The organism is Bradyrhizobium sp. 482_C4_N1_8 (genome assembly GCF_052075965.1).
Taxonomy (GTDB): domain Bacteria; phylum Pseudomonadota; class Alphaproteobacteria; order Rhizobiales; family Xanthobacteraceae; genus Bradyrhizobium; species Bradyrhizobium barranii.
Map to the genome: position 1 here is coordinate 3209634 of NZ_CP197231.1, position 25909 is coordinate 3235542.

Below are 25909 nucleotides of genomic sequence, written 5' to 3' on the forward strand. Positions count from 1 at the left end.
CATCACACGATCAGATCGTGCGGCACATGGGCGTGAGCTGAGCCTGCGCCGTGAGCCGGATCAATATGCGGCGGGGACGGCTCAGGCATCGACGCCGCCCTGAATCCGTGGACGACGCCAGCATGTTCGTGATGACCGGACGGGTCCGAAGGATCGTCCCATCCTGCGCTGAGCTCTGAATGGTGGCCATGCACAGCGCCATCCTTGATGGCGTAGGGTTCGACCGCCGTGTGCCAGGGCGCGGGCGCAATGTCACCCGAACCGTCAGAGCCGTGCTGCTTGAAATGAAATGAGTCCCCGAGGTGAACAAAAGCAACTCGGGGAAGGCCGTTCTCGGCTATCGGCTCCCCATGATGATGCTCGCGCAAGTGATTTTCGTGGCGTGACGTCTCGATGGAGTCTGGGCCGGACTCGACGCTTGGGTCGACCGTGGACGGTGCGACCGGGCCGCTGTCCTTGGCGGCCACGCTCTCTGGAGCGGGCGCGATCTCCTTGCCGTTGTCGAACGGTGTCAGCTTGTCGAATACGAACCTATTCTCCGCGACTGCCGTGGAATGAAGCTGGTGGACGGGCTGCACGTGGCTCACCGCGGAGGCCACGTTCCCGCCGGTGGGGGCGTCCGATCGCGTGTTCGTATCGTCGGGCTGAACGAACTCGGTGTGCCTGACGAGGGCAATCCGGTCGCAATCGGCATCGAACCTGCACCCGCTCGCCTTTGCAGCTTGCCCGGGCCCGTCTCCGTCGATCAGGGCGGCTCGCTCATGGACGATTTCGCCTGATGAGGGGCTGGTCGCCGTCGTCGGGCTACCGGCCGCGTCGTTGTCCGCGCCCGGTTCCAGATTGGCCGGCGCGGCTGCCATCGCATGACCCGACGTTTCCAGCGCGAGCATGAAATCCGACGTCTGGACGGTGGAGAAGCCATCGAGATGGATTTCCACCAGACTGGAATCGCCGATGCTCAGGCTTTGATCCGTCGGATTGACGTACACGATGGTCTGGTTCGCCGAGCTGTCGTAGAGCCAGGCGATCGTATGTGCGGGCACCGTCGTGCTGGAGGGGTCGAGTGCCAGAACGGAGAGGGTGAGCGCGCCGAGCGCTATCAGGTCGCCCCGCCCAGAGTCTGCCTTGAAACCAGAGATGATATCAGGGCGCGCTGCACTGGAATTCGACGGCGAGGCAAAGACGAAATGATCGTCTCTGGAGCCGCCGGCAATAAGGGTCTGTTCGTGCCCGTCGTGAGAAGTGTCGCGACCGCCGTTTGTGCCGATCTTGCCATGATCCGGACTTTCGCCGGAGGCGCCGATGCCATCCGTGTTCGCGTCATGGGTGCTCGCAGCCACCGTCGGACCGGCGGCAAAAGCTCTCGCAGCCGCATTGTCTTCGGGGAGCGTGGCGGCGTGGGGCGGATCGGCGGCATCGAGAGCTGCCGCGTGGCCGAAATGGTCGCGATCGTCGGCACCGTGGATTGTGATGGCTATGGTCTGTTCCGTCCCATCGATGGTCGTGACCGTGAAGGTGTCGGTCAAAGTCTCGCAGGAAGGAAGCGCCTGCACGGCACAGTTGGTGGTGTCGAGCGTGTAGGTCCACACACCGGCGGCGGTCATTGTGAAAGTGCCGTAGCCGCCCGCGCTCCGTGTCGCACAAGTGACCGGCGTGAATGTGTTCGGCGCGTTGTCGACGTCGGTGTCAGTCAGTCTGCCGCTCGCCGTCGGCTTGCCGTGTTCCCTGCAATCGGGCTCGGTCACCGAGCCAGTGATGCAGCCGTGGATAATGGCCGGATCGTTCGTGCCGTGGATGGTGATCGTCACCACCTGCGCGGTGCCGTCGATGGTGGTCACGGTGAAGGTGTCGGTCAGGGTGTCGTGGGCGTTCAGCGCCTGGACGGCGCAATTGGTGTCATCGAGCGTGTAGGTCCAGACGCCGTCAGCCGTCATCCGGAAGCAGCCGTAATCGTGGTCGCTCGCCCTGGGCGAGGTCACCGGCGTGAAGCTGTCGGGAGTATTGTCGACATCCGTATCTGCAAGCTTGCCGGTCGCGATCGGAGTCCCGGGCTTCCAACACGCGGCTTCCGTCACGGTGCCGGTCGTCGTCCCGGAAATGATGGCAGCGTCGTTGGAGCCGTTGATCGTGATGGTAATCAACTGCGGGGTGCCGCCGATGCTGGTCACCGTGAAGGTGTCTGTCAGCGTCTTGCCGACGTTCAGAGCCTGCACTGCGCTGTTGGATTGATCGAGCGTGTAGCTCCAGACGCCGTCGGCGGTCATCGTAAAAGTGCCGTAGCCGTGCGCACTCTTCGTCGGGGAATTGACAGCCGCGAAAGTGTTGGCGGGGTCGTCGACGTCGATATCCGAAAGCTTGCCGGTTGTGACGGGTGGGCCGGTTGTGACAGGTGGGCCGGATGGGGCATTGGCGACGCCGCCGGATTCGATTGACAAGCCGGTCGTCGTGCCGGAGATGATCGCCGCGTCGTCGGCTCCGTTGATGTTGATCGTGAAGGCCTGTTGAGCCGAAAGCGACCCGTCGGACACGGTGATCACAAAGCTATCGGTGGTCGGCGTCTTCAGCGCGTTGATCGCGCCACTGTTGGGAACGAAGGCATAGGCGCCAGTCGAGCTGTTCAGATAAAGCGTGCCATAAGAGCTGGTCTTCGATACGTCGTAGATCGCTCCCTCCAGCGCGGTAGCGCCCGTAGCGCCTCCGCTGATGCCGAAAGTCAGCGCGGCGCTGGAGCTGCTGGCGCTGAAGGTTCCCCTCGTTGCGGCGAAGACGTCGAACGCGACCGTGTCGAGTTCAAGCGGGCCCGCCTGCACATTCAAGATCGGCGGCGTCCGCACGGGCGTGATGATGTCGGGCACCGTGACGATGATCGGCTGCAACGGCAGCAGTGCGCTTGGCGCCGCGGGCGCTATGAAATTGATCGGCTCCAGCGGCAGAGATTCAACGAACGGAGGCGTGCCGGACCCGTTCTTGCCAAATCCCTTCGAGAAATTTTCGAGCGCCTCCTGCTGGGCCACCCGCAGCTCCTCCATGCGGGTCGCGCTGTTGTCGAGCTGATTCACGGTAAGCCCGGAGCCGACCTTGCTCAGCACGACCGTTTGTCCGGGGTCCTCGACGATGATGTGCCGCGGGATTGATTCCTTGGTCGTGAGCTCGAACGTGCCGTGTGCAAAGTCCTTGTATGTAATCGTATCGTCGTCCAGGAACGTTGCGTTCGGGTCTGCGGCCCTGACCTCTTTGATCATCGAGAAGAGTAATGCCGTGAGCGACAGCATCCCGAAACGGCCGGCAGAGGCTCGCTCATGAGATTGAATAGCGGGTACATCAGGAGGATTGCTCTTCGCCGTCTTCACGCGGCGATGCAGGCCCGCAGCGGCTTCGCGCTCGCCCCCGTGCTCTGCAGTGGACGTGACGGCCATTTTTCAACCTCGATTGCCCTAGCGGTCGGCCTCAGGCGTCGCCCTATGCCGCTGCGTCTTGGCCGGCTTGCCGCGTCACGCGATCGGGAACAATTTTGCGCCGGCAACCTCAGCCATGCCCGCTAAAAAGTTGTCGTTTCTGAGAATTCCGCCCAGGCTGATCACGGCAGAATTGCTGACGTTTCGCCCGACGGTACCGCTTTCAGCGCTAAAAGCTGTTTGAAATTGCCTGGCGCGGATAGTGACTCTTTTGGACACGGCGATCAGCCATTCGGATTACCCCGGAATAACCATTTTGGCTGTCGTGGTTTGCTGTTGCTGGTCTGCCATTATCCCCGATGGCTTTCGTCATCCCCGATGGCTTTCGTCGGCGCTGTCGGAGCCGTTCGGATGCTCGAGGATCATATCTTCGAAAAGGAGGAAGCCATGGGCACTCGTGCAGCGATTGTTCTCGTGGCAGGTCTCGTCCTTGCGCTGGCCGCTTCGTCACCCCGCCCGGTTCAGGCGCAGGACGATTCTCCGCGGCGTGCCGTGCTGGACTCGTCGTCAAAGCCAATCGGGAAAGTTGTGACAGCCGATGGCTCGGTCATCATCGAGCATGCGGGCGCCGCCATTGTCCAGGCAAACGTCGGGGCCGAATCCATCCAGACGAAAGTCGGTGATCCCGTCTATTTGGGCGATGTGGTTCGAACCGGTGCCGACAGTCGGGTCGGCATCAATTTCGTCGATGGAACTTCGTTCAACTTGTCGAGCAACGCCCGCATGACATTGGACGAATACGTCTACGAGCCGGGTGGAAAGTCCAATTCGACAGCCTTCAACCTGACCAAGGGTACGTTCGTTTTTGTTGCCGGCCAGGTTGCGAAGACCGGTGACATGAAGATCGAAACGCCGGTCGCGACGATGGGCATTCGAGGCACTACACCTCACGTCGAAATCTCGGACGACGGAACCACCAGGTTTTCCACTCTGATCGAAGAGGGCAAGAACAAATATACGAAGAAGCCCGGCGCAGCGGGGCCACGCCAACCCGAGCAAAGGGCCGAGCAAAGGCTCAATCTGAACATCTGTCGCGGCTGCTAGAGAATTGGTCCGAGCCGGTGCAATCGCCAGATCTCAGAAGATCGGGAGCCTGACATGAAACCAGGATCCTCCGTTGCCGAAGGCGGACTGGCGCTTGTCGTCCTGATGCTGGTCGGCTTGCCGGTCGCGGCCCAGAACTCCGGGGTGAAGGACAGCTATCTCAGCAATATCGAACTGTGCAACGGGACGGGTACCACCTCGCTCGATGCCCGGATCGGTGCCTGCACGACTTTCATACAGGCGCGTCCAGATTCGTCGGCAGCTCTGGCAATCGCGTATAACAATCGCGGCAACGCCTACACGGCAAAGGGCGACTACGACAGCGCCATCAGCGACTTCGATCAGTCGATCGCACTCAATCCGACATACGCAAAGGCCTTCAACAACCGCGGCGTGGCTCACTTGAGGAGACGTGAATATGAGCTCGCGATCGAAGCCTTTGATGATGCGATCAAGCTCGATCCCGGCTATGGCGCTGCCTTCGTCAACCGCGCCGGAGCCTACCTGAAGAAAAACGACCACCAGCGCGCGGCGCATGATTACGACGAGGCAATCCGTCTCCAGCCCGCCTCGCGGGCGGCGTGGAGCGGACGATGTTGGACCCGTGCGGTTCTCGGTGCCTCGCGAGAAGCGCTGGAGGATTGCGACAGAGCGCTTCAATCGGGATCGACCAGCGCTGCCGTGTACGACTCGCGTGGGCTGATCCACCTGAAGATGGGTGAGTTCGGTGCGGCGATCGATGACTACAATGCTGCCTTGCGAGTCGCCCCCGAACTGGCGAGCGCGCTTTTTGGCCGCGGGCTTGCCAAGCTGAAGCAAGGCGATGCGATCGGCGGAAAATCTGACATTTCGACTGCAAGGACAATTCAGAAGAACATCGGCGACGAGTTCGCGCGTTATGGCGTCGATTACGACTGAGTTGGCCCGGTGAGGCGGAACGAATCGGAGGTGAATATGGATGCAAGGTTCGCGCTCATTCAGGCTCACGACGATAGCATTCGCCGCTATCAGCGGTTGTTGAACACGCCGCTGACCGATCTCGAGCGTGAGTACATCGAGAGCCGAATCTCGGAAAAGCGATTGACCTTGCAGTCAATTCGCGAAGCGCGAGGCAAGTTGAATGCCTTGCCGGCCAATCGCGGGGTTTGATTGGCATTCCTGACGGGTGCGGACTACGGGGTGTTAACACCTCCTTAACCACTTGCTCTCCAGATTCGAAGCACGAACGCCCGAGCCCGCAAGCAGGCGTCGCGACGCACTGTGCCGGGTGAATTCGTCATTACAGCATTAACAAGTCCTTAATTGGCAAAACCTACAGTCGACGGCACGGGCCGGCGCCAGTGCCGGCATGGACCGCCGAATTGGAAGAAACGCCGCCAATGGCGCAGAAGGCTGCCGCTGGATTTTTGTCGCGAGCCCGCGCTTTGGCGCGAGGGCTGTCGCGTCATGTCCGCAAGGCACCCGTGCTGGCGGCCTGCCTGCTCATCGGCCTCGGTGCGCCCGCCCGCGCCGCCGATGTGGTCCGGGGCGAGGCGACTTTCTTGGCCGGTGGCGGCTTTGCCCGTCTGGTGATCAAGCTCGGCGAGGACGTTCCCTCCGAGGTGACGACGGCCGGCTCCATTCTCATCATTCGCTTCGACCGGGCGGTCGACGTTCCCGTCGATCGCGTTCCGGAAGGTGCGCCCGACTACGTCAATTCTGCCCGCCGCGATCCCGACGGCAGCGCCATCCGCCTGTCGCTGGCGCGGCGCGTCACCATCAACACCATGAATGCCGGCGAGCGCACCTTCATCGACCTCTTGCCGGAAGGCTGGAAGGGACCGCCGCCAAGCCTGCCCATGGACGTGGTCAAGGAACTGGCCGAGCGCGCGCGCGTCGCCGAACGGGCCTTGCGCGCCCAGCGCGCCGCGGCAGAGACCAAGAAGCGTCCGCAGATCCGCGTGCGCGCCTCGGTGCAGCCGACTTTCGTGCGCTTCGTGTTCGAGATGCCCGACGGCGTCGGCGTGTCCTCCGTGCTCAACGAGCAGAAGCTGACGCTCGCGTTCAATGCCGGCCTCAATTTCGATCTGGCGGACGCCGTCGTCGCCGCGCCCCCGAACGTCGCCTCGATCAAGCAGAAGTCCGACATCGACCAGACCAGTGTCGAGATCGCGCTGATCGGCGATTCGGACGTGCACTCCTTCCGGGACGAGAAGAATTACGTCGTCGACATCTCCTTCCAGCCCGACAAGGGCAAGACCGCCGCGACGGCTGAGGCGGTGATCGCGCAGGCAAAGCCCGTGGCCCAAAGCCATGGACCGGCTCCGGAAAAGCCGGCGGCCGAGAAGCCGAAGGAGGTCCATCGCGAGATCGCGCCGCCGACGTCCGAGACGATCGCGCGCGAAGCCAGGATCGAAGCCAAGATTGAAGCCAAGCCCGAGGTTAAGCCGGAAGCTCCGGCGGCGATGCCGCCGGTCGAAGCACCGAAGCCTGCGCCGGCTCCCGCGGCCGAAGCACCGCATGCTGCGGAACCGCCCAAGGACGTGTCGAAGCCTGCGGCGCCGGCAACGGAAGCTGTGGTCGCGCCCGTCAAGCCCGCGGTGTCCGAAGCGCCCAAGGAGGTCGTGAAGGAGGCTGCGAAAGAGCCGGTCAAGGACAGCATCAAGGCCGCACCTGCCGAGGCGCCGGCCACGCCGCAGCCCACCGTGGCCAGCGTCGATGTGCGCCGCGACAGCGATGGCTTGCGCGTGATCTTCCCGCTTCAGGTGGCAACACCCGCGGCGGCGTTCCGCCGCGGCGATACGGTGTGGCTGGTGTTCGATACGCCGAAGCCGATCGACGTCGAGGCGATCCGCAGCCGGGGCGGTGCGATGATCGGCGAGGTCAGCCGCATGCCGCTCGACAAGGGGCAGGCGGTCCGCATCCGTCTCACCCGGCCGCTGGTCTACTCGCTGACGAGCGAGGAGGTCGGCAAGGAGACCAATTGGCTCCTGACGCTCGCCGACAAGATCCAGGCGACGCCGCTGCCGCTGATGATGTCGCGCAACATCACCGACCCCGCACTCGCCAATATCGCGATCCCCTTCGCCAATCCGGGCCTGTTGCACAAGCTGACCGATCCCGACGCCGGCGACACGCTCTATGTCGTCACCGGGCAGCGGCCGGTGCGCGGCTTCATCAAGCGGCAGGATCTCGTCGATCTCTCGTTGCTGGAATCCGCGCACGGCATCGCGATCCGGCCGAACTCCGACGAGGTCGCCGTCGAGGTCGGATCCGACAAGGTCATTCTCGGCAAGAAGGGCGGACTGACGCTGTCGCCGGTCGATATCTCCGCCGAGCGGGCACCGACCGCGGTGCGGCCGGTCTTCAGTCCGGAAGGCTGGCGCAAGGGCCAGTCGGAGGATTTCTGGACGCGCCAGGGCAGTCTGATCACGGCGATCGCGGCCGTCGAGCCGGCGCAGCGCTCACTGCCGCGGCTCGATCTCGCGCAGTTCTACATGTCGCGCGCCATGTACCACGAAGCCAAGTCGGTGACCGACCTGATGCTGGCCGATCCCCTCAACAAGGAGGAGAGCGGCGCGCTGATCATGCATGCGATCGCGAACATCTTGATCGGCCGGCCAGCGCAGGGCTTGAAGGACCTCGCCAATCCCGTGATCGGCAACAGCCACGATTCCCAGCTCTGGAAGGCGCTCGCCTATGCGCGCCAGGGCAAGTGGGCGGATGCGCGCGAGAAGTTCAAGAACGTCGAATTCGCCATCGCCTCGCTGCCGATCGACATCCAGCGCATCGTGACGATGGAGGCGATGCGCGCCTCGCTCGAGGTGAAGGATTATGCCGGCGCCTCCAAGCGCCGCAGCGAGATCGAGGTGGTCGGCATATCGCCAGAGGCGGCGCCCGGCTTCGCCGTGCTGCGCGGCCGGCTCGCCGAGGCGCTCGGCCACGACAAGGACGCGCTCGACGACTACAAATTCGCGGTCGCCTCGAACGATCGTCAGGCGGCGGCCGAGGCCAAGCAGCTCGAAGTGGCGCTGCGGCAGAAGCGCGACGAGATCAGCAAGGAAGACGCGCTGCGTGAGCTCGAGACGCTGTCGATGACCTGGCGGGGCGACTCGATCGAGGTCAAGACGCTCCAGATGCTGTCGCAGATATATGCCGAGAACGGGCGCTACCGGGACGCGCTCAGGGCGGCGCGCACCGCGACAAGGCTCCAGCCGAACGCCGAGGCCTCGCGTCAGGCGCAGGACCTCGCCTCCGACCTGTTCACGCAGATCTTCCTGGGGCCCAAGGGCGACGAGCTGCCGCCGGTCGAGGCGCTCGGGATGTTCTACGAGTTCCGCGAGCTGACGCCGATCGGCCGACGCGGCGACGAGCTGATCCGCCGCCTCGCCGACCGTCTCGCCTCGATCGACCTGCTCGACCAGGCCGCCGAGCTGTTGCAGTACCAGGTCGACCATCGCCTCGAAGGCGCAGCCCGCGCCCAAGTCGCCGCGCGCCTGTCCATGATCTACCTCGCCAACCGCAAGCCCGACATGGCGATCTCGGCGCTGCGCGCGAGCCGCATCAGCGATCTCTCCGGCGAGCTACGGCAGCAGCGGCTGCTGCTGGAGGCGCGCGCGCAGAGCGACGTCGGCCGCCACGATCTCGCGCTCGACATCGTCTCCAACGTTTCCGGACGCGAGGTGCTCCGCCTGCGCTCCGACATCTTCTGGGCGGCGCGGCGCTGGCGCGAATCCGCCGAGCAGATCGAGCTCTATTACGGCGACCGCTTCCGCGACTTCAAGCCACTCAACGCGGTGGAGAAGAGCGACATCATCCGCGCCGCCGTCGGCTATGCGCTCGCCGACGATTCGATCGGCCTGTCGCGCTTCCGCGAGAAATATGCGCCGCTGATGAGCGAGAGTGCGGACCGGGTCGCCTTCGACATCGCGAGCAAGCCGGCAGCGTCCTCCAGCGCCGAATTTGCCGAGATCGCCAAGCTCGCTGCCAGCGTCGACACGCTCGACGGCTTCCTGCGCGAGATGAAGCAGCGCTTCCCCGACGCAACCGCCCGCGCGCCGGCCTCGCCGCAAGCCAAGGACGAGGCCGACCACACCGGCTCGCTGCCCACGATCCCCGTCGTGCGGCAGATCAAGATGACGCGGTAGGAACCCTGCTACTACGAGGCCTCTCGACAGGTGCCCGTTGAAGCGGCAACCTGCGCGTCTTCATGCCGGGAGAGCGTCGATATGAGCAAGCCTGCCAAGACCGAAGCCGAACTCATCGCCATGGCGCGGGCCGAATTGAAGGTCCATGCCGATGGTCCGGATGACCTCGTCATCTCGATCGTCCGCGACGGCGATAGCTGGGAATTCCGCGCCGATGCCGACCAGGCCGCGACGGATAAGCCGGGCTTCCCCGAAAGCGTCGCCATGCTGGTGCAGATCGGCGATCACCTCAGCAAGCAGTATGACGTGAAGGGGTAGGGGCGCTGTCGACGCCGTCTCACTGTACGCCACGTTCTCGGTGTCATCGCCCGACTTGATCGGGCGATCCAGTATTCCAGAGACCGCAGTGATGAAATCGAAAGGCCGCGGCGTACTGGATGCCCCGGTCAAGCCGGGGCATGACGGCGGATGGAGCCGCAGCTATCCGCCCCCGTAACTCTGCACCAGGCTTCCCGCCACCAGCGACCAGCCATCGACCAGCACGAAGAAGATCAGCTTGAACGGCAGCGAGATCGTTGCGGGCGGCAGCATCATCATGCCCATCGACATCAGCACGGAGGCGACGACGAGGTCGATGATCAGGAAGGGGAGAAACAGCAGGAAGCCGATCTCGAAGGCGCGCTTCAACTCGGAGATCATGAAGGCGGGGACGAGGATGCGCAGGGCGAGGTCGTCCGGCGTGGCCGGCGGCGGCTCGCCGGAGAGATCCAGGAACAGCTTGAGGTCCTTCTCGCGCACGTTCTTCTGCATGAAGCCGCGCAAGGGGACGGAAGCGCGCTGGAGTGCGTCCTCGACGCCAAGCTGGTTGGCGACGAGCGGGCGGATGCCCTCGTCGTAGGACTTCTGCAGGACAGGTCCCATCACGAAGAAGGTGAGGAACATTGCGAGCGCGATGATCACCGAGTTCGGCGGCGCGGTCGCCGTGCCCATCGCGGTGCGCAGCAGCGACAAGACGACCACGATGCGCGTGAATGACGTCATCATGATCAGGATCGACGGCGCGATCGACAGCACCGTGAGCAGCGCGATGAGCTGGATCGCGCGCTCGGTGACGCCGCCCCCCTGACCGCCGAGATTGATGCTGATGTCCTGCGCATGCGCAGGCATCGCGAGCGAAGCCGCGGCGATCAGGACAGAAAGAAAAACAACTCTACGCGGGAGGGCCGGCAGCCTCACGAAGACGGCTTCGGACGGCCGAGCAGCGAGGCCATCTCGTCTTCGAGATTTTCAAAGCTGGTCTTCTCCGCGGCCGGCTTTGCGGGCGGAGCCGGGGGTGCCGGCGGCTCGCTGCGCGCGGCGCGGGGCGGCGGCGGCGCGGGCGGCTCGGGCGCAACCGGAGGCGCGACCGTCTCGCCGGCGGGGCGGCGCAGTGCGGCTTCGAGACGCTGCGCCATCTCGGCGAGATTCTGCTCGGCGTTCGAGGGCGCGGCAGGAGCGGGGGCCGGCGGCGGAACGGGCGGAGCCTGCGGCACGGGCGGGGGAGGCGGTGGCGCGGCCGCGCGCTCGGCGCGCACCGGGGGCACTTTCACCGGCTCGGTCTGCCGCGGGGGACGTGGCATCAGCGGAGGCTCGTTGCGGGCGATGCGCGGCGGAACCGGCTCGGGGCGTGCCTCGCGCTCGGGGCGCGGCGGCAGGATCGGCTCAGGCGGAAAGCCGGCCAGTGGCGGTTCGTTGCGGCGCTCGGCCAGTGCGGGAGCGGGCCGGCGTACCTCGTCGGCGAAGGAGGGGCGCGGCCGCGGCGGCGGCTCGGGCATTTGCGGTTCGGGATGATCGAGCAGTTCGGGCCGCGGAGCTTCGTCGGTCCAGCTGCTGGTATCGGGCATCGGGGCAAGGCGCGGCGGCTCGGCGGCATTGGAACGCTGCGGAAGCTGGTCGCGGCCGGGCGCTGCGCGCACGATATTGGGCTCGACGACGATGTCGGTGGGACCGCCAATCATCAGGAGATGCTCGACATTGTCACGCCGGACCAGCACCAGGCGGCGCCGGCCATCGACCGCGGCGGCATCGATCACGGCAAGCCGGGGCATCCGGCCGCGCTGGGTGTTGGCACCGAGCCGGCTGCTGGCGAATCGGCGAACCAACCATGCGGCGACGCCGATCAACGCCAGAACGACGATGAACGCCACGATGAAGGTGATTGGGCTGCCTTGCATACTTGTCCCCGACAAATGGCGCTTTTCTCGTGCCCATGGTCAGACGCGCCAACCATCGGCGTGGGATGCCCCAAACTGCGATTTCTTAACGTCCCACGGCAAGTTTTGCCGTCCCCAGCTCTTAATAACCTATGAATCGCTCGATCCAAAACGACTTCTTGGCCTGTGCATGGCCCGCCAAACGGTTGGGTTAATGCCGCTTTTGGATGCGTAGAATCACGGGGGGCGCAAAGTGGTGTTCCATCAAGGGACATGCATCGACGCCATCTTTAACCACCTGTTAACCATACACGCGGCAAATTCTGCCTAGCTTCGGGCCTTTGGTCCGAGAGGCGGAAGGAGCCGCAACGATGTCCATCAACGACCTCCCGGTGCTGTCGGCGCTTCGCACCAAGATGCAGTGGCACCAGGAGCGCCAGCGCGTCCTGTCCGAGAACGTCTCCAATTCCGACACGCCCAAATTCCGGCCGCGCGACCTGGTCGAGCCGAAGCTCGACAAATCAGGCGCCGTCACTGGCTCGATGGGCCCCCTGGCGCTCACCCGCACCAGCGGCTCCCACATGACGCCATCCGGCGCGGCCTCGGGCTTCGACCAGAACAGGAATGCGGGTTTCGAGACCCGTCCCGCGGGCAACGCCGTCAATCTCGAGGAGGAGATGATGAAGGCCGCCAGCAACCAGATGGACTACGCGGCGGCGACCTCGCTCTATTCCAAGAGCCTGCATCTGCTCAAGACCGCGATCGGCAAAGGCTAGAGCATGATCCGGAAAAGTGTGCGGGCGGTTTTCCCTCGCGACAAACGCGGAACGCGTTTGCGCGGAGATCATGCTCAAGAGCTGAGGGAAGCGCATCATGGCGAATGACAGCAGCGACTTTGCCCGCTCGATGGCGATCGCGACCTCCGGCCTGCGCGCGCAGGCCGGGCGCATGCGGGTGATCTCGGAGAACATCGCGAACGCGGATTCGACCTCGCAGACATCAGGTGGCGATCCCTACCGGCGCAAGGTGCCGACCTTCTCCTCCGCGCTGGACCGCACGCTCGACGCGCAGGTCGTCACCCTCGGCAGGATCAAGCCGGACCGGTCGAACTTCCGCACCAAATACGAACCGAGCAATCCGGCCGCCGATGCGACCGGCAACGTCAAATATCCCAACGTGAACTCGGTGGTCGAGATGACCGACATGCGCGACGCGCAGCGGTCCTACGAGGCCAATCTCAACATCATCAGTGCGACGCGCCGGATGATCCAGCGCACGCTCGACATCCTCAAGAGCTGAACAGGACAATTAAGCCATGGCATCACCGACAATCGCAGCCAATGCTTATGCCAACCTCGCCCGCGTGCTGGAGAACAGCGGCGCCGGCAAGGGCAGCGAGGCGAGCGGGCAGTCCTTCGCGTCACTCCTGAAAGACGCTGTCGGCAGCGTCATGGAGTCCGGCCGCAAGTCCGACGCCCAGACCGTGGCGATGGCCGCCGGCAAGGCCAACGTGATGGACGTGGTGACGGCGGTCGCCGACACCGACGTCGCGGTGTCCACGCTGGTCTCGGTCCGCGACCGCGTGATCGCGGCATATGAAGACATCATGAAGATGCCGATCTGATCGGTCCTGTCATTCCGGGGCGCGACGAAGTCGCGAACCCGGAATCCATGGTGCTACCGACGATGCCGCAGGATGGATTCCGGGTTCTCGCTTCGCGAGCCCCGGAATGACGACAAACAATCGAGAGTGAGAATTCACATGACCGGACCTGAAACCCTCGACGTCGCGCGTGATGCGATCTGGACCATCGTGATCGTGTCGTCGCCGCTGATGGTGGTCGGCCTCGTGGTCGGCGTCGTCGTGTCGCTGTTCCAGGCGCTGACGCAGATCCAGGAGCAGACGCTGATCTACGTGCCGAAGATCCTGGCCATCTTCGCCACGATGCTGCTGGCGCTGCCGTTCATGGCCGACGCACTCCATTCCCACATGATGCGGATCTCGTCGCGAATCATCGGCGGCTGAGGCACAATGCGCCCGTCATGCGCATCGACGTCTCGCTGCTGCCGGCGCTCGCCGCTTCCTTCATGCTCGCCTTCGCCCGGGTCGGTGCGATGGTGATGCTGTTGCCGGGGCTGGGCGAGACCAACATTCCGACGCGGATCAAGCTGGCGATCGCGCTGCTGCTGACGCTGATCATCCTGCCGCTGCATCGCAACGCCTACCACGTCGACATGGGCTCGATCGCGCCGCTGCTGGTCATGATGCTGCATGAGATCGTGATCGGCATCGTGCTGGGGGCGACCGCGCGCGTGACGTTGTCGGCGCTTCAGGTCGCGGGCGCCGTGATTGCGCAGCAGATGGGGCTCGGCTTCGTCACTTCGGTCGATCCGACACAGGGACAGCAGGGCGTGCTGGTCGGCAATTTCCTGACCATGCTCGGGGTGACGCTGCTGTTTGCCACCGACAGCCATCATCTGGTGATCGCCGCGCTGAACGACAGCTACACGATCTTCGCGCCCGGCGAGACCGTATCGAGCGGCGACGTCGCTTCGCTGGCGACGCGCGCCTTTGCCGCCGCGTTCAGCCTGGGCTTGCAACTCTCCGGACCGTTCCTTGTGTTCGGCCTCGTCTTCAACATCGGGCTCGGCGTGCTGGCGCGGCTGATGCCGCAGATGCAGGTCTATTTCGTGGGCGTGCCGCTGTCGATCTTCGTGGGCTTCCTGGTGCTCGCCGTGGTGCTCACCGCGATGATGGGCACGTATCTCGACTATTTCATCGGTGTGATGCACCAGATGATGCCGCTCAAATAGGTGATCGATGGCAGACGACAACGATCCCGACAGTCAAACAGAAGACCCGACACAAAAGCGTCTCGAAGAGGCGCTCGAACGCGGCGACGTCGCCAAGAGCCAGGAGATCAACACCTGGTTCATGATCGCGGGCGGCACGCTCGTGGTCTCCACCTTCTCGGGCTCGGTGGGCAGCGGGCTGGTGACGCCGATGCGCAACCTGCTTGCCAATTCCTGGATGATCAAGACCGACGGCAGGGCTCTGCTCGCGCTGATGCAGCAGATCGAGGTCGCCGTGCTTGCGGCGATCGGCGTGCCCCTGCTGATGCTGGTGCTGGCGGCGATTGCCGGCAACGTGCTCCAGCATCGCCTGGTCTGGTCGGCCGAATCCCTCAAACCCAAATTCAGCAAACTGTCGCCGGCCGAGGGCCTCAAGCGCATCTTCGGCAAGCAGGCGGCCGCGAACTTCCTCAAGGGGCTCGGCAAGCTGATCGTGCTCGGCGCGGTCATGACCGTGGTCCTGTGGCCGGAGCGCCATCGCATGGAGGCGATGGTCAGGCTCGATCCGGCCGCCATGCTGGGCGCCAGCACCAGCCTGACCATTCATCTGCTCGGCGCGGTGGTTGCGGCGCTCGCGATCATCGCCATTGGCGACTATTTCTTCCAGTATCGCAGCTGGTTCCAGCGGCAGAAAATGTCGCTCCAGGAGATCAAGGAAGAGTTCAAGCAGTCCGAAGGCGACCCGCACATCAAGGGCAAGCTCCGGCAATTGCGCCAGCAGCGCTCCAAGAAGCGCATGATGGCGGCGGTTCCCAAGGCCTCCGTGATCATCACCAACCCGACCCACTATTCGATCGCGCTGTCCTACGAGCGCGGCATGTCCGCGCCGATCTGCGTCGCCAAGGGCGTCGACAACCTCGCCTTCAAGATCCGGGAGATCGCGCGCGAGCACGACATCCCGATCGTCGAGAACGTGCCGCTCGCCCGCGCGCTCTACGCCACCGTCGAAATCGACCAGGAAATCCCGACCGAGCACTACCATGCGGTCGCCGAGGTCATCGGTTACGTCATGCGGCTGAAGCAGGGATTCGGCGCCGGACGCGGATAAAATGCCCGAAAAGTACCGGAAATGGCCGTAATCTGGGAATCAGCGTACCTTTCGCCCTTGCTGCCCTTGCGCCTGCGGGTCCGATTCAGGCAGGGAGGACCCCACGCGCCCCGTAGCGCGTTGATTCTCTGCCGACAGGCTGTGCCAGCTTGAAATGACTGCCGAGACCGACCACGACCTCACACGCGAGCCCGTTGCGGCGCACGAGCCGTCGCCGCGCTCGGGCAGCATTGCGCTGGTGCTGCTCGTGGCCGCCGGCCTCGTCGCCGTCGCCGTCGGGCTGATGACGCTCGGGCGCGCGCAGGCGCAGCCCTACATCCTCGGCATCCTCGCCGTGCTGGCGATGGTCGGCCTGTTCAACCTGTTCGCCTTCGCCGCCGGCATCATCCGCTTCGTCGACCGCAGTCTCGATGATCCCGTGATGGGGCGCATTGCCGACCACGCCTTCGACGGCCTGGCCGTGACCGATCCCCGCGGCCACGTGGTCTATTCCAACGCCGCCTATCTGACGCTCACCGGCGCCAGCGGACCGCAGGAGGTGCGGCCCGTCGAGCGCGTCTTCATCGGCAACCCCGACGTCTCCGAAGCCGTGTTCCGCCTGCTCAAGGCCGCGCGCGAAGGAAAACGGCAGCAGGAAGAGGTGCGCATCTCCGGCCATGACGGCAGCCAGGGCCGCTGGCTGCGCATGCGGGTGCGCCCGCTCGGCACCGGGAAGCGCGAGGCGAAATACGCGGTGTGGTCGATCTCCGACATCACCCGCGACCGCGAGCGCCAGGAGGACGTGTTCCAGGAACTCCAGCACGCGATCGAATATCTCGATCACGCGCCCTGCGGCTTCTTCTCGGTCAATCCGGCAGGCGAGCTCGCCTATGTCAACGCGACACTGGCCAACTGGCTCGACTACGATCTTGCCGAGATCGGCTCGGGCGGGCTGAAGCTCACCGACATCGTCTCCGGCGACGGCGCCTCGCTGCTCACCGCGATCGTGGCGGTGCCGGGCGAGGTGAAGACGGAAGTCTTCGACATCGACTTGCGCATGCGCACCGGCAAGACCATGCCGGTGCGGCTCTATCACAAGCTCGCCTTCGGCGCCGACGGCGCGCCGGGGCCGTCGCGCACGCTCGTCATCAGCCGCGCCCGCGACGAGCGCAGCGATCCCGACCGCGCCGCCGAAGTGCGCTTCATGCGCTTCTTCGACCATACGCCGATGGCGATCGCGACCGTCGACCGAGGCGGCAACGTCGTGCGCGCCAACGCGCGCTACGCCAAGCTCGGGCAGGCCCTCGGGCTCGACAGCGCCAGCAAGTCGATCTTCCGCGCGGTCAATTCGCGCGACCGGCAACTTTTGATCACGGCCATCAACCAGGCCGCGGAGGGCCAGGCCGACGTCGCGCCGGTCGAGGTGGCGCTCGAGGGAGCCAAGGAGCGCTGGGGCCAGTTCTTCGTCACGCCGGTGGATGCGGCCGAGAACGAGGCCGAAGCCGCCATCGTGCACATGCTCGAGACCACCGAGCGGCGCGCGCTGGAGAACCAGATCAACCAGTCGCAGAAGATGGAGACGGTCGGCCAGCTCGCCGGCGGCATCGCCCACGACTTCAACAACGTGCTCTCCGCCATCATGATGGCGAACGACTTCCTGCTGAACGCGCACAAGCCGACCGATCCGTCGTTCCAGGACATCATGCAGATCAAGCAGAACGCGACGCGCGCCGCGACGCTGGTGCGGCAGTTGCTGGCGTTCTCGCGGCGGCAGACGCTGCGGCCGCAGGTGCTCGACCTCGGCGATGCGCTGTCCGATCTCGCCATGCTGCTGCGCCGGCTGATCGGCGAGAAGGTCAAGCACGAGACCATCCACGGCCGCGATCTCTGGCCGGTGAAGGTCGACGTCTCCCAGTTCGAGCAGGTGATCGTCAACCTCGCGGTGAACGCGCGCGACGCCATGCCCGACGGCGGCAAGCTGATCATCCGCACCGCCAACGTCACGGCGGAAGAAGCGGCTAAGCTCGCCTACAAGGGCATGCCGGCCGCGGACTATGTACGGATCGAGGTCGCCGACACCGGCACAGGCATCCCCGCCGATATCCGTGACAAGATCTTCGAGCCGTTCTTCTCGACCAAGGAAGTGGGCAAGGGCACCGGCCTCGGGCTCTCCACCGTCTACGGCATCGTCAAGCAGACTGGCGGCTTCATTTACGTGGACTCGGAACCGGGGCAGGGGACTTCGTTCCATATCTTCCTGCCGCGCCATCACGCCGAGCCCGAGGTGCAGGAGCAGCCCGCAGCAGTGGTCGGCGCGGCCAATGGCGCCGCGAAGGAGACCGCACCTGCGGCGGCGGAGGCCAAGCCGCGCACAGATCTCACCGGACAGGGCACCATCCTTCTCGTCGAGGACGAAGAGGGCCTGCGCGCGCTGAACGCACGCGGCCTGCGCTCGCGCGGCTACACCGTGGTCGAGGCCGAGAACGGCGTCGAGGCCATGGAGGTCCTGGAGGAACAGAGCGGTGCGATCGATCTCGTCGTCTCCGACGTCGTGATGCCCGAGATGGACGGCCCGACGCTGCTGAAGGCGATGCGCGAGAAGAATCCCGACATCAAGTTCATCTTCGTCTCCGGCTACGCCGAGGATGCCTTCGAGAAGAGCCTGCCCGAAGGCCAGCAATTCGACTTCCTGCCAAAGCCGTTCACGCTCAGCCAGCTCGTGGCGGCCGTAAAGGAGACGATGGCAAAGGCGGGATGACGGCGACTATCACTGTCGATTTGCGAGAGTTCCTCGAAATGATGAGGAAAAAGCGGCATTCCTGTCGTAAACCCGCCGGTAACCCGCGACCGCAGTTCCTCCGGCTCCCCGGCCAAACCCCCGCCAAATATGGGCTTTTGCCACATCCCCGCGACTGAGGGCCGCAGCCATAAGTTCCGAAACCGGCTTCACTTTTCGGGAAGTCTGCCCATCTTAGGAGCACGTCCCCATGCCGGGGATTTGGGAAACGCACATGACTTTCTCGCAACGCTCCCGCACTCTCTTCAAGACCCTCGCCGTCATGCTGGCGCTTGCGCTGCCGACTGCGCTGGTGATTTCGTCCGCCGACGCCCGCGTCGGTGGTGGCATGTCGTCGGGTTCGCGCGGTTCGCGCACCTATTCGGCGCCGCCGTCGACCACGACCGCGCCGGGCTCGACCTCGCAGTTCAACCGCACCTATACCCAGCCGGGTGCCGGCATGAATTCGGCTGCCGCCGCCCCCGCGCGTGGCGGCCTGTTCGGCCGCGCCGGCGGCTTCATGGGCGGCCTTGCGGCCGGCTTCCTCGGCGCAGGCCTGCTCGGCATGCTGTTCGGCGGCGGCCTGTTCGGTGGCCTCGGCGGCCTGTCGTCAATCATTGGCCTGATCATCCAGATCGCGCTCGTGGTGTTGGTGGTGCGGCTGGCGATGTCCTGGTGGCAGCGCCGCCACTCGCAGCAGGCGGCCTACGCCAATGCTGATGCAGGCAGCGGTCAGGGACCCCAGCCGAACTATCGCAGCGGCCTCGGTGGCGGTAGCGGCGGTGGTGGACTTGGCGGTGGTCTCGGCGGCTTCGGCTTCGGCGGCGCCAACAACGCGCCGCTCGAGATCAAGCCGGATGACTATGAGGCGTTTGAGCGCCTGCTCGGCGATGTCCAGGCCGCCTGGTCGAACGAGGACGTGGCCAAGCTGCACACGCTCGCGACGCCGGAAATGGTCTCCTATTTCGAGCAGGACCTTGGCCAGAACCGCGCACGCAACGTCGTCAACAAGGTGACCAACGTCAAGCTGTTGCAGGGCGACCTCGCGGAGGCCTGGCGCGAAGGCGAGACCGAATACGCCACGGTGGCGCTTCGCTTCGCCCTCACCGACAAGACGCTGGACCGCAACAGCGGTACGGTTGTCGCCGGCAGCGAGCAGCCGGGCGAGGCGACCGAGATCTGGACCTTTGCCCGCCGTCCGGGCAGCGGCTGGGAATTGTCGGCGATCCAGCAGACCAACTGATCGTACGCAGATTAAAGACAAGGGCGTCGTGCTTCGGCACGGCGCCCTTTTTCTTTGAGCCGCTTATATCCCGATACGGCCGACCATTTTGCGCGAAGCACTTAATTGCTTGTTGCCCGCGCAGAGCTCCCGCAATTTCGCGCCTACCGGTTAGAGAGGGAGATATTAGGTGAGCCAGTCTGTCGCGCGCTCCAGGACAAATCACGAAACCATTGCCAGGAATTCGTCCCTGCCGCTGGAGGCGATCGAAACGGCGTATGACCGGATCGAGGCCGAGCGCGACCGCAATTGCTGGATCTATCTCCGCCCGCGGGAGGAGGCGCTCGAAGCATGCCGGAAGCTCGTGGCGCGCGCGCGGACAGGCGAAAATCTTCCGCTGCTCGGCATTCCCTTTGGTGTGAAGGACAATATCGATGTCGAGGGAATGCCGACCACTGCCGCATGCCCCGCGTTCAGCTACACGCCCTGGCATTCCGCGCACAGCGTCGAACGCCTTACCGCGGCCGGCGCAATTTGTCTCGGAAAGACCAATCTCGATCAGTTCGCCACAGGCCTGTCCGGTGCGCGTTCGCCCTATGGCCCCTGCGCGTCGGTTGCCGATGCGCGCTATATCGCGGGAGGCTCCAGTTCCGGGTCCGCGGTCGCCGTCGCGGCCGGGCACGTCGCGTTCGCGCTCGGCACCGATACCGGCGGATCCGGCCGCATACCTGCCGGCTTCAACAACATCGTCGGAATCAAGCCGACCGTTGGGCTGGTGTCATCACGCGGGCTGGTGCCGAATTGCCCGACGATCGATTGCGTTTCGGTGTTCTGCAACACCGTCAGCGACGGCGAGGCGATCCTCGAAATCATCGAAGGGTTCGATTTCGAAGATCCCTACAGCCGCTTGCCCCGGGCCTTTTCTTTCGCCAGCGGGGCGGTGCCATCGTTCCGGTTCGGCCGCATTGCGGCCGCCGATCTCGAATGCTTCGGCATGCCGGAATGCGGCGAGCTCTATGAGCGCGCCTGCGAGCGTTTCACGCAGATCGGAGGAACGGCGATCGAGGTGGACTTCGCGCCGTTCCGCCAGGCCGGGGAGTTGATGTTCAGCGGACCCTGGGTCGCGGAGCGGCACTCGGCCATCGCTTCGCTTATGGACATCGATTCTGGCTCCCTGCTTGATGTCACGAGGACCGTGCTGGGCTCGGCCGCCGGCTATTCAGCGATCGACACATTTGGTGCCATTCACCGGCTGCACCGGCTTCGCCGCGACGCCGAAGCGATCTTTGCGGGTATCGATGCGCTGGTGGTCCCGACCGCACCGCGGCCGTTCACGCTGGAGGAGATGGATCGCGATCCGATCACCCTCAACAATCGCCTCGGCTACTACTCGTACTTTGCCAATCTGCTCGATCTCTGCGGCGTGGCGGTTCCGAACGCGACATTGCGGAACGGCATGCCCATGGGCGTGACCCTGCTGGCGCCGGCCTGGCATGATCGCGCGCTGATCGGACTGGCGCGGCGGTTCGAGGCCAGTGCAGGCCGAGCGGCGTTCGAATTGAAGTCTGGCGGCTGAAGGTCGGAATTCATTCCATCTCTTGCTCGAGCGTCGAAAGATCCAGGATCGAAATCACGGATCTGTCGTACCTGATCACGCCTTCCTCCTGGAGCCGTGCGAGCTGTACTGTCACCCATTGGCGGGTGGATCCGATGAGATTGGCGAGATCGCCGTGGGTAAACGGCATCCCGATGACGACCTCGCCGTCGCGCTTCACGCCGTAGACGTGCGACAGGAAGATCAACAGGCTATGCAGCCGCTCGGTCACCGAGCGCGTCCCGAGCATCTGGGCCATCGCCGAATAGCAACGCGCCTTGAATGCCAGGGCATCCAGCAAGGCGACGGCGATCGCCGGCGATTCCAGCGCAAGCCGCCGCAGCGCCAGTCCCGGCATGAACGTCAACAGGCTGGGTTCGGCCGCAACCGATGACCACATGTGCGGGCCCGTTCCGAATATATCGGGGCCGCCGACGAAGTTGCCGGGAAACCAGTAGGCGAGCGTGACCTCGCGCCCCGACGGCGCCGCATAGTAGCTGCGTATGCGTCCCTCGCTGATCAGGTAGATCCCAGCCTGTGTGTCGCCCTGAGACCAAACCAGTTGGCCGGCTTCCAGGGCCTTCTCGCGTCCGATCGCGCGCAGCCGATTGCAATCAGCCCGGTTGAGACCATCCAGCAAGCCGGGCAGCGGCCTGACGAGATTGTCCGACTCGGCCAGCATCACGCCTGCCGCTATCGCGCTATTCGCCCTGTGCATCGCCGGCTCCACGGTGAGACCCGGCATCGATTATTCAAGAACCATGCCAGCGCGCTGCGGGCTGCTTCGCGATTTCCAAGTTCTGGGGGATCAGCTCGCGTCCGACTGATTGAACGCCCGCAACCCTTCTGCGCGGATGACGTCGAGACAATCCTTCTTGAGGGAAAGATAGGTTGGCTCGACCATGACAGAACTCGACCGCGGGCGCGGCAGCTTGACCGCGACTTCGCGCAGGATGCGGCCGGGCCCCGCGCTCATGATGAGAACACGGTCGGCCAGCACGATGGCTTCATCGATGTCATGCGTGACGAACACGATCGTCGCCTTGATCCGGTCGCGCAGCTCCAGCAGATTGTCTTGCATCACCGCCCGGGTCTGCGCATCGAGGGCCCCGAAGGGCTCGTCCATCAGCAGCACGCGCGGCTGATTGGCCAACGCTCGCGCGATCGCCACGCGCTGTTGCATGCCCCCGGACAGCGTGTTCGGATAGGCGTCGGCGAAACGCTTGAGACCGACCATCGCGATCAGATCGTCGGCGATGGCATTCGCTTCCGTCCTGGACTTCCCATGCATCCTCGGGCCGTGGGCGATGTTCCTGCGGACAGACTTCCAGGGGAAGAGATGCGGCTGCTGGAATACCATGCCGACATCGGGTCGCGGGCTGTAGACACGCGAGCCCTCTACCAGGATGTCGCCTTCAAACGGCACCTCCAGTCCGGCGATCGTATTGAGCACCGTCGACTTGCCGCAGCCGGAGGGCCCGACGATCCAAACGAACTCGCCAGGTGCCACGTCGAAGGACACGCGATCCACCGCGATGGTCTGCCCGCCGCGGGTGTCAAAAACGATGCTCAGGTCTGAGACTTGAATGGCCGGTTGTTTCCGCGCCGATTCGACGGAGGCTGGCGAATTTGCCAGAGCCAGTTTCATGGTCGATCGAGCTCCAGACATCAACGCCACCAGACAGTACGTTCCGCAAGAGCCGAAAACAGCCGGTCGGCAGTGAACGAAATCAACCCGAGCGCTGCGAGCCCGCCCATGACCTGGCCCGTTTGCAAATTCTGCTGGGCAATCTCGATCCTGTAGACAATGCCGGCGAAAGCGCCTGCGAGTTCGGCCGCGACAAGCGTGTAAAACGAGATGCTGACGGCGGTGCGCAACCCGACCACGATGTAGGGAAGCGCGCCCAGCAGCACGATCTCCTGGAGCATCTGCCGCCGGGGCGTGCCGAGCATCAACGCCGCCCGAATCAGGCCGCGGTCGACCTTCTGCACGCCGATGTGGGTCGAAAGCCAAACCGTGAAGAACACGCCCCATACGACGAGGAATAGTTTTCCCGCCTCCGACAGGCCGAACCACAGGATGACGATCGGCACGAAAGCAATCGGCGGAATTGGCCGCAGGATGTGGAATAGCGGGGACAGCAAGCTCGAAACAACAGGGAATTGGCCGGTGAGGATACCGAGCAGGATGCCGAGCGCGCCGCCTAAGATGAACCCCGTGGTGACGCGAAAGAGGCTGGCCAGCAGATCGCCAAGGAACTGTCCGCTTCGTATCCACTCAAGGACCGCCGCAGCAACTACCGTCGGCGGCGGAAACAGCACCATGTTGACGGCCCCGGAACGGGAGACCAGTTCCCAGAGGCCGACGAACAGGGGAAGCGAAATCGCCCCGACCAGAATATTGAGGCGGCGAAGACGAGCTGAATCCGGCCGCCGACCGCGACCGTCGGTGCGGAGAGCAATTTCTTGTCCTGCTGAAGTGCCGTCCTGCATGGCTGTGCGGGTGCCTATTTCCACGAGAGCGTGACGCGTGCGGGGTCGACCTTCTTCAGCGGCTCGGCGACGACGACCTTGCTGAAGTCGGGCATCACCGCTCCCGGAGGATGGTTGCCGCTCTCGAGGCGCCATGCGGAGTGGGTCTTGAGAATCTCGATCAGCCGGTCGTCGAGACGCACCCGGTAAACATAGTCGGCCCAGATCGGAGCGAGGTCGTCCCGCTTCATGCCGACCGCGTCCGCCACGACCGTGATCGCTTCATCCGGGTGTGCTTTCAGCCAGACCTCGGCGTCGATCAGCGCGGCGATGAACTTCTCAACCAGCGCAGGGTTGGCATACAGATAGGGTCTCGTGACGACGATGTTGAACGTCTCGGAGTATGTGCCCGTTGTATCGAGCTCAGCGACGGCTTCGCCGAGGGCCTTCTTGGCGTTGGCGATGTGGGGTTCCCAAGTGTCGATCGCGTCGATGCTTCCTGCTGCAAGTGCCGGCAGCATCTCCTGCGGCCGCAGGTTGACGAGGGTGACATCCTTGGGAGTCAATCCCGCCGACTTCAGCAAAGTCGCCGTGTAGACCTCGCTGCCGGTGCCGGCAGTGAATCCGATTCGCTTGCCGCGAAGATCTGCCTTGGTCTTGACGCCGGCCTTGGCCGCGACGACCGTCTTGAGGTCGGAATATTCCATGCCGGCGACGAAGGCGATGGGCTGGTTTGCCATCGCCGAAGCGGTGACCGGCGCCTCCGCCGTCGTCGCGATGTCGGCGCCGCCCCCGATCACGGTGTCCAGGCACTGCTTGCCGGACGTGAAGTTCGAGACGGTGATGTCCAGTCCGTTCTTTTCGAAAATCCCCTTCGATTTGGCGACGATCGCAAGGCCGGAGATCGGTCCGAGGTTTTGCGCAAGCCGGGCTTTGAGCAATTCCGCGGCCGAGGCGCAGCCCGGACTGATGGCAAGGCAGCAAAGCGCGGCATAGCCGGCAATTGCCGCGATTGGGCGGACGGTGTTCCAGTGCATGACGATCTCCCCTCGCGCCGCGCCCGGCGGCAGCCCCGATGTGATCGCGGATGCCGCCCTGAACGGCCCCGCAGCAGACTCCCGCGTCCCCTCCTGGGCGATCTCTTGAGGATCGGCCCCACGTTGGTATGCTCGCCCGGCGCTACGGTCTCTGGAAGCAATTAATCGACATGGCCCTCGGGGCGACCGGTCGAGCGCCGCCGCTCGAGGTGATGCGCGTGCGGCGGATGGCCGCTGGAATAATGTCTGTCGTGACGGGTTCATGTCAGCGGATCAAAGACCGTCCAGCCAGGCGCAATCGCCGGAAAAATCGGGAGGATAGGATGAGCATTCTTGCCAGGGTCATCGTGCCAGCAGGCGCTGCGCTCGCGCTCTTCGCGAGTCCATCGGTGCAGGCGCAGTCAGCCGACATGACCTTCTTCGTGACTTCGAGCGGGCCGGGCAAGGGAGCCGATCTCGGCGGCCTGGAGGGAGCCGATGCGCAGTGCCAGAAGCTGGCGCAGGCCGGCGGTGCCGGTGCCAAGACCTGGCGCGCCTATCTCTCGACGCAGGCCGCTGACGGCAAGCCCGCCGTCAATGCCAAGGACCGCATTGGCAAGGGACCGTGGCAGAATGCCAAGGGGGCGGTGATTGCCAAGGACGTTGCCGACCTGCACGGCGCGGCCAATAACCTCACCAAGCAGACCGCGCTCAGCGAGAAGGGCGAGGTCATCAACGGCGCCGGCGACACGCCGAACCGGCACGATATCCTCACGGGATCGCAACCGGACGGCACCGCTTTTGCCGCGGGCGACGACAAGACCTGCAGGAACTGGACGTCGAGCACGCAGGGCGCGGCGGTCGTCGGCCATGCCGATCGTAAGGGCCTGCGCGACGACGAGCCGTCAAAGTCCTGGAACAGCTCTCACCCCTCGCGCGGTCCTGACGGCGGCTGCTCGCAGGCCGATCTGAAGAGCACCGGCGGCGACGGCCTGCTGTTTTGTTTCGCGGCGAATTGAGTTAGGGCGCGCAGCTCTCTCCCCGCGACATTGCGAGCGTAGCGAAGCAATCCAGACTGTCTCCGCGGAAAGATTCTGGATTGCTTCGCTTGCGCTCGCAACGACGGGATATG

At 64.6% G+C, this 25909-nt stretch carries 23 protein-coding genes; 15 read left to right on the forward strand and 8 right to left on the reverse strand.

Annotation, left to right across the window (positions count from 1 at the left end):
- Positions 1-2 precede the first annotated feature (2 nt).
- Positions 3-3416: a VCBS domain-containing protein gene (locus AB7Z56_RS14875; protein WP_441256350.1), complete on the reverse strand. Its 3414-nt coding sequence runs from the start codon at positions 3414-3416 to the stop codon at positions 3-5.
- A 75-nt stretch (positions 3417-3491) separates the two neighbouring features.
- A complete protein-coding gene (locus AB7Z56_RS14880; RefSeq protein WP_354124059.1) occupies positions 3492-3674 on the reverse strand; it encodes a hypothetical protein in 183 nt (60 codons plus the stop codon).
- Between the two features lie 132 nt (positions 3675-3806).
- On the opposite strand from AB7Z56_RS14880, the gene AB7Z56_RS14885 reads away from it, so the two are divergent.
- From AB7Z56_RS14885 to AB7Z56_RS14905, 5 genes are all read left to right on the forward strand, one after another.
- Positions 3807-4499: a FecR family protein gene (locus tag AB7Z56_RS14885; protein WP_080586591.1), complete on the forward strand. Its 693-nt coding sequence runs from the start codon at positions 3807-3809 to the stop codon at positions 4497-4499.
- A gap of 105 nt (positions 4500-4604) precedes the next feature.
- A complete protein-coding gene (locus tag AB7Z56_RS14890; protein WP_354124060.1) occupies positions 4605-5417 on the forward strand; it encodes a tetratricopeptide repeat protein in 813 nt (270 codons plus the stop codon).
- A 36-nt stretch (positions 5418-5453) separates the two neighbouring features.
- On the forward strand, positions 5454-5648 hold the full coding sequence (locus AB7Z56_RS14895; RefSeq protein WP_166342604.1) for a hypothetical protein: 195 nt from the start codon (positions 5454-5456) through the stop codon (positions 5646-5648).
- Between the two features lie 230 nt (positions 5649-5878).
- Positions 5879-9625: a tetratricopeptide repeat protein gene (locus tag AB7Z56_RS14900; protein ID WP_354124061.1), complete on the forward strand. Its 3747-nt coding sequence runs from the start codon at positions 5879-5881 to the stop codon at positions 9623-9625.
- Positions 9626-9706: 81 nt separating this feature from the next.
- Entirely contained in the window at positions 9707-9943 is a 237-nt protein-coding gene (locus AB7Z56_RS14905) for a hypothetical protein (RefSeq protein ID WP_028148501.1), read from the forward strand.
- Positions 9944-10105: 162 nt separating this feature from the next.
- Here the strand turns inward: AB7Z56_RS14905 and fliP are convergent, their stop codons facing one another.
- Together fliP and AB7Z56_RS14915 are read right to left on the reverse strand one after the other, a co-directional pair.
- Entirely contained in the window at positions 10106-10861 is a 756-nt protein-coding gene (fliP, locus tag AB7Z56_RS14910) for a flagellar type III secretion system pore protein FliP (RefSeq protein WP_063982286.1), read from the reverse strand.
- Positions 10858-11838, reverse strand: coding sequence for a flagellar biosynthetic protein FliO (locus AB7Z56_RS14915; protein WP_354102234.1), 981 nt, complete (start codon positions 11836-11838; stop codon positions 10858-10860). Before AB7Z56_RS14915 ends, fliP begins: the two co-directional genes overlap by 4 nt.
- 350 nt (positions 11839-12188) lie before the next feature.
- On the opposite strand from AB7Z56_RS14915, the gene flgB reads away from it, so the two are divergent.
- The 9 genes from flgB (at position 12189) to atzF (ending at position 21271) form a co-directional block, all read left to right on the forward strand.
- The gene (gene flgB / locus AB7Z56_RS14920; RefSeq protein ID WP_063982288.1) at positions 12189-12593 is read left to right on the forward strand and encodes a flagellar basal body rod protein FlgB; all 405 of its coding nucleotides are present in this window, start codon (positions 12189-12191) and stop codon (positions 12591-12593) included.
- 97 nt (positions 12594-12690) lie between these two features.
- Positions 12691-13116: a flagellar basal body rod protein FlgC gene (gene flgC, locus AB7Z56_RS14925; protein ID WP_085404224.1), complete on the forward strand. Its 426-nt coding sequence runs from the start codon at positions 12691-12693 to the stop codon at positions 13114-13116.
- 16 nt (positions 13117-13132) lie between these two features.
- A complete protein-coding gene (gene fliE / locus AB7Z56_RS14930; protein ID WP_008142413.1) occupies positions 13133-13441 on the forward strand; it encodes a flagellar hook-basal body complex protein FliE in 309 nt (102 codons plus the stop codon).
- Positions 13442-13579: 138 nt separating this feature from the next.
- Positions 13580-13843: a flagellar biosynthesis protein FliQ gene (gene fliQ, locus AB7Z56_RS14935; protein WP_014494021.1), complete on the forward strand. Its 264-nt coding sequence runs from the start codon at positions 13580-13582 to the stop codon at positions 13841-13843.
- Between the two features lie 17 nt (positions 13844-13860).
- Positions 13861-14631 (forward strand): flagellar biosynthetic protein FliR, encoded by a 771-nt coding sequence (fliR, locus tag AB7Z56_RS14940; protein ID WP_028148497.1) that lies wholly within the window; start codon positions 13861-13863, stop codon positions 14629-14631.
- A gap of 7 nt (positions 14632-14638) precedes the next feature.
- Positions 14639-15718 carry a flagellar biosynthesis protein FlhB gene (gene flhB / locus AB7Z56_RS14945; protein WP_063982289.1) on the forward strand — a complete coding sequence of 360 codons (1080 nt, stop codon included), beginning with the start codon at positions 14639-14641 and terminating at the stop codon, positions 15716-15718.
- A gap of 154 nt (positions 15719-15872) precedes the next feature.
- Positions 15873-18455, forward strand: coding sequence for a cell cycle histidine kinase CckA (gene cckA / locus AB7Z56_RS14950; protein WP_085404225.1), 2583 nt, complete (start codon positions 15873-15875; stop codon positions 18453-18455).
- Between the two features lie 229 nt (positions 18456-18684).
- A complete protein-coding gene (locus AB7Z56_RS14955; protein ID WP_208087689.1) occupies positions 18685-19716 on the forward strand; it encodes a Tim44 domain-containing protein in 1032 nt (343 codons plus the stop codon).
- Between the two features lie 169 nt (positions 19717-19885).
- Complete coding sequence (atzF, locus tag AB7Z56_RS14960; RefSeq protein ID WP_085404227.1) at positions 19886-21271, forward strand: allophanate hydrolase; 1386 nt, start codon at positions 19886-19888, stop codon at positions 21269-21271.
- Between the two features lie 10 nt (positions 21272-21281).
- Here the strand turns inward: atzF and AB7Z56_RS14965 are convergent, their stop codons facing one another.
- The 4 genes from AB7Z56_RS14965 to AB7Z56_RS14980 form a co-directional block, all read right to left on the reverse strand.
- Positions 21282-22007: a Crp/Fnr family transcriptional regulator gene (locus tag AB7Z56_RS14965; RefSeq protein WP_063986244.1), complete on the reverse strand. Its 726-nt coding sequence runs from the start codon at positions 22005-22007 to the stop codon at positions 21282-21284.
- A gap of 90 nt (positions 22008-22097) precedes the next feature.
- The gene (locus AB7Z56_RS14970; RefSeq protein ID WP_441256351.1) at positions 22098-22937 is read right to left on the reverse strand and encodes an ABC transporter ATP-binding protein; all 840 of its coding nucleotides are present in this window, start codon (positions 22935-22937) and stop codon (positions 22098-22100) included.
- A 20-nt stretch (positions 22938-22957) separates the two neighbouring features.
- On the reverse strand, positions 22958-23782 hold the full coding sequence (locus AB7Z56_RS14975; protein WP_245344236.1) for an ABC transporter permease: 825 nt from the start codon (positions 23780-23782) through the stop codon (positions 22958-22960).
- Positions 23783-23796: 14 nt separating this feature from the next.
- Positions 23797-24798, reverse strand: a complete 1002-nt coding sequence (locus AB7Z56_RS14980; protein ID WP_441256352.1) for an NrtA/SsuA/CpmA family ABC transporter substrate-binding protein — start codon at positions 24796-24798, stop codon at positions 23797-23799.
- Positions 24799-25121: 323 nt separating this feature from the next.
- Here AB7Z56_RS14980 and AB7Z56_RS14985 point away from each other — a divergent pair, with 323 nt between their 5' ends.
- Entirely contained in the window at positions 25122-25796 is a 675-nt protein-coding gene (locus AB7Z56_RS14985; RefSeq protein ID WP_085404231.1) for a lectin, read from the forward strand.
- The last annotated feature ends 113 nt before the right edge of the window (positions 25797-25909 follow it).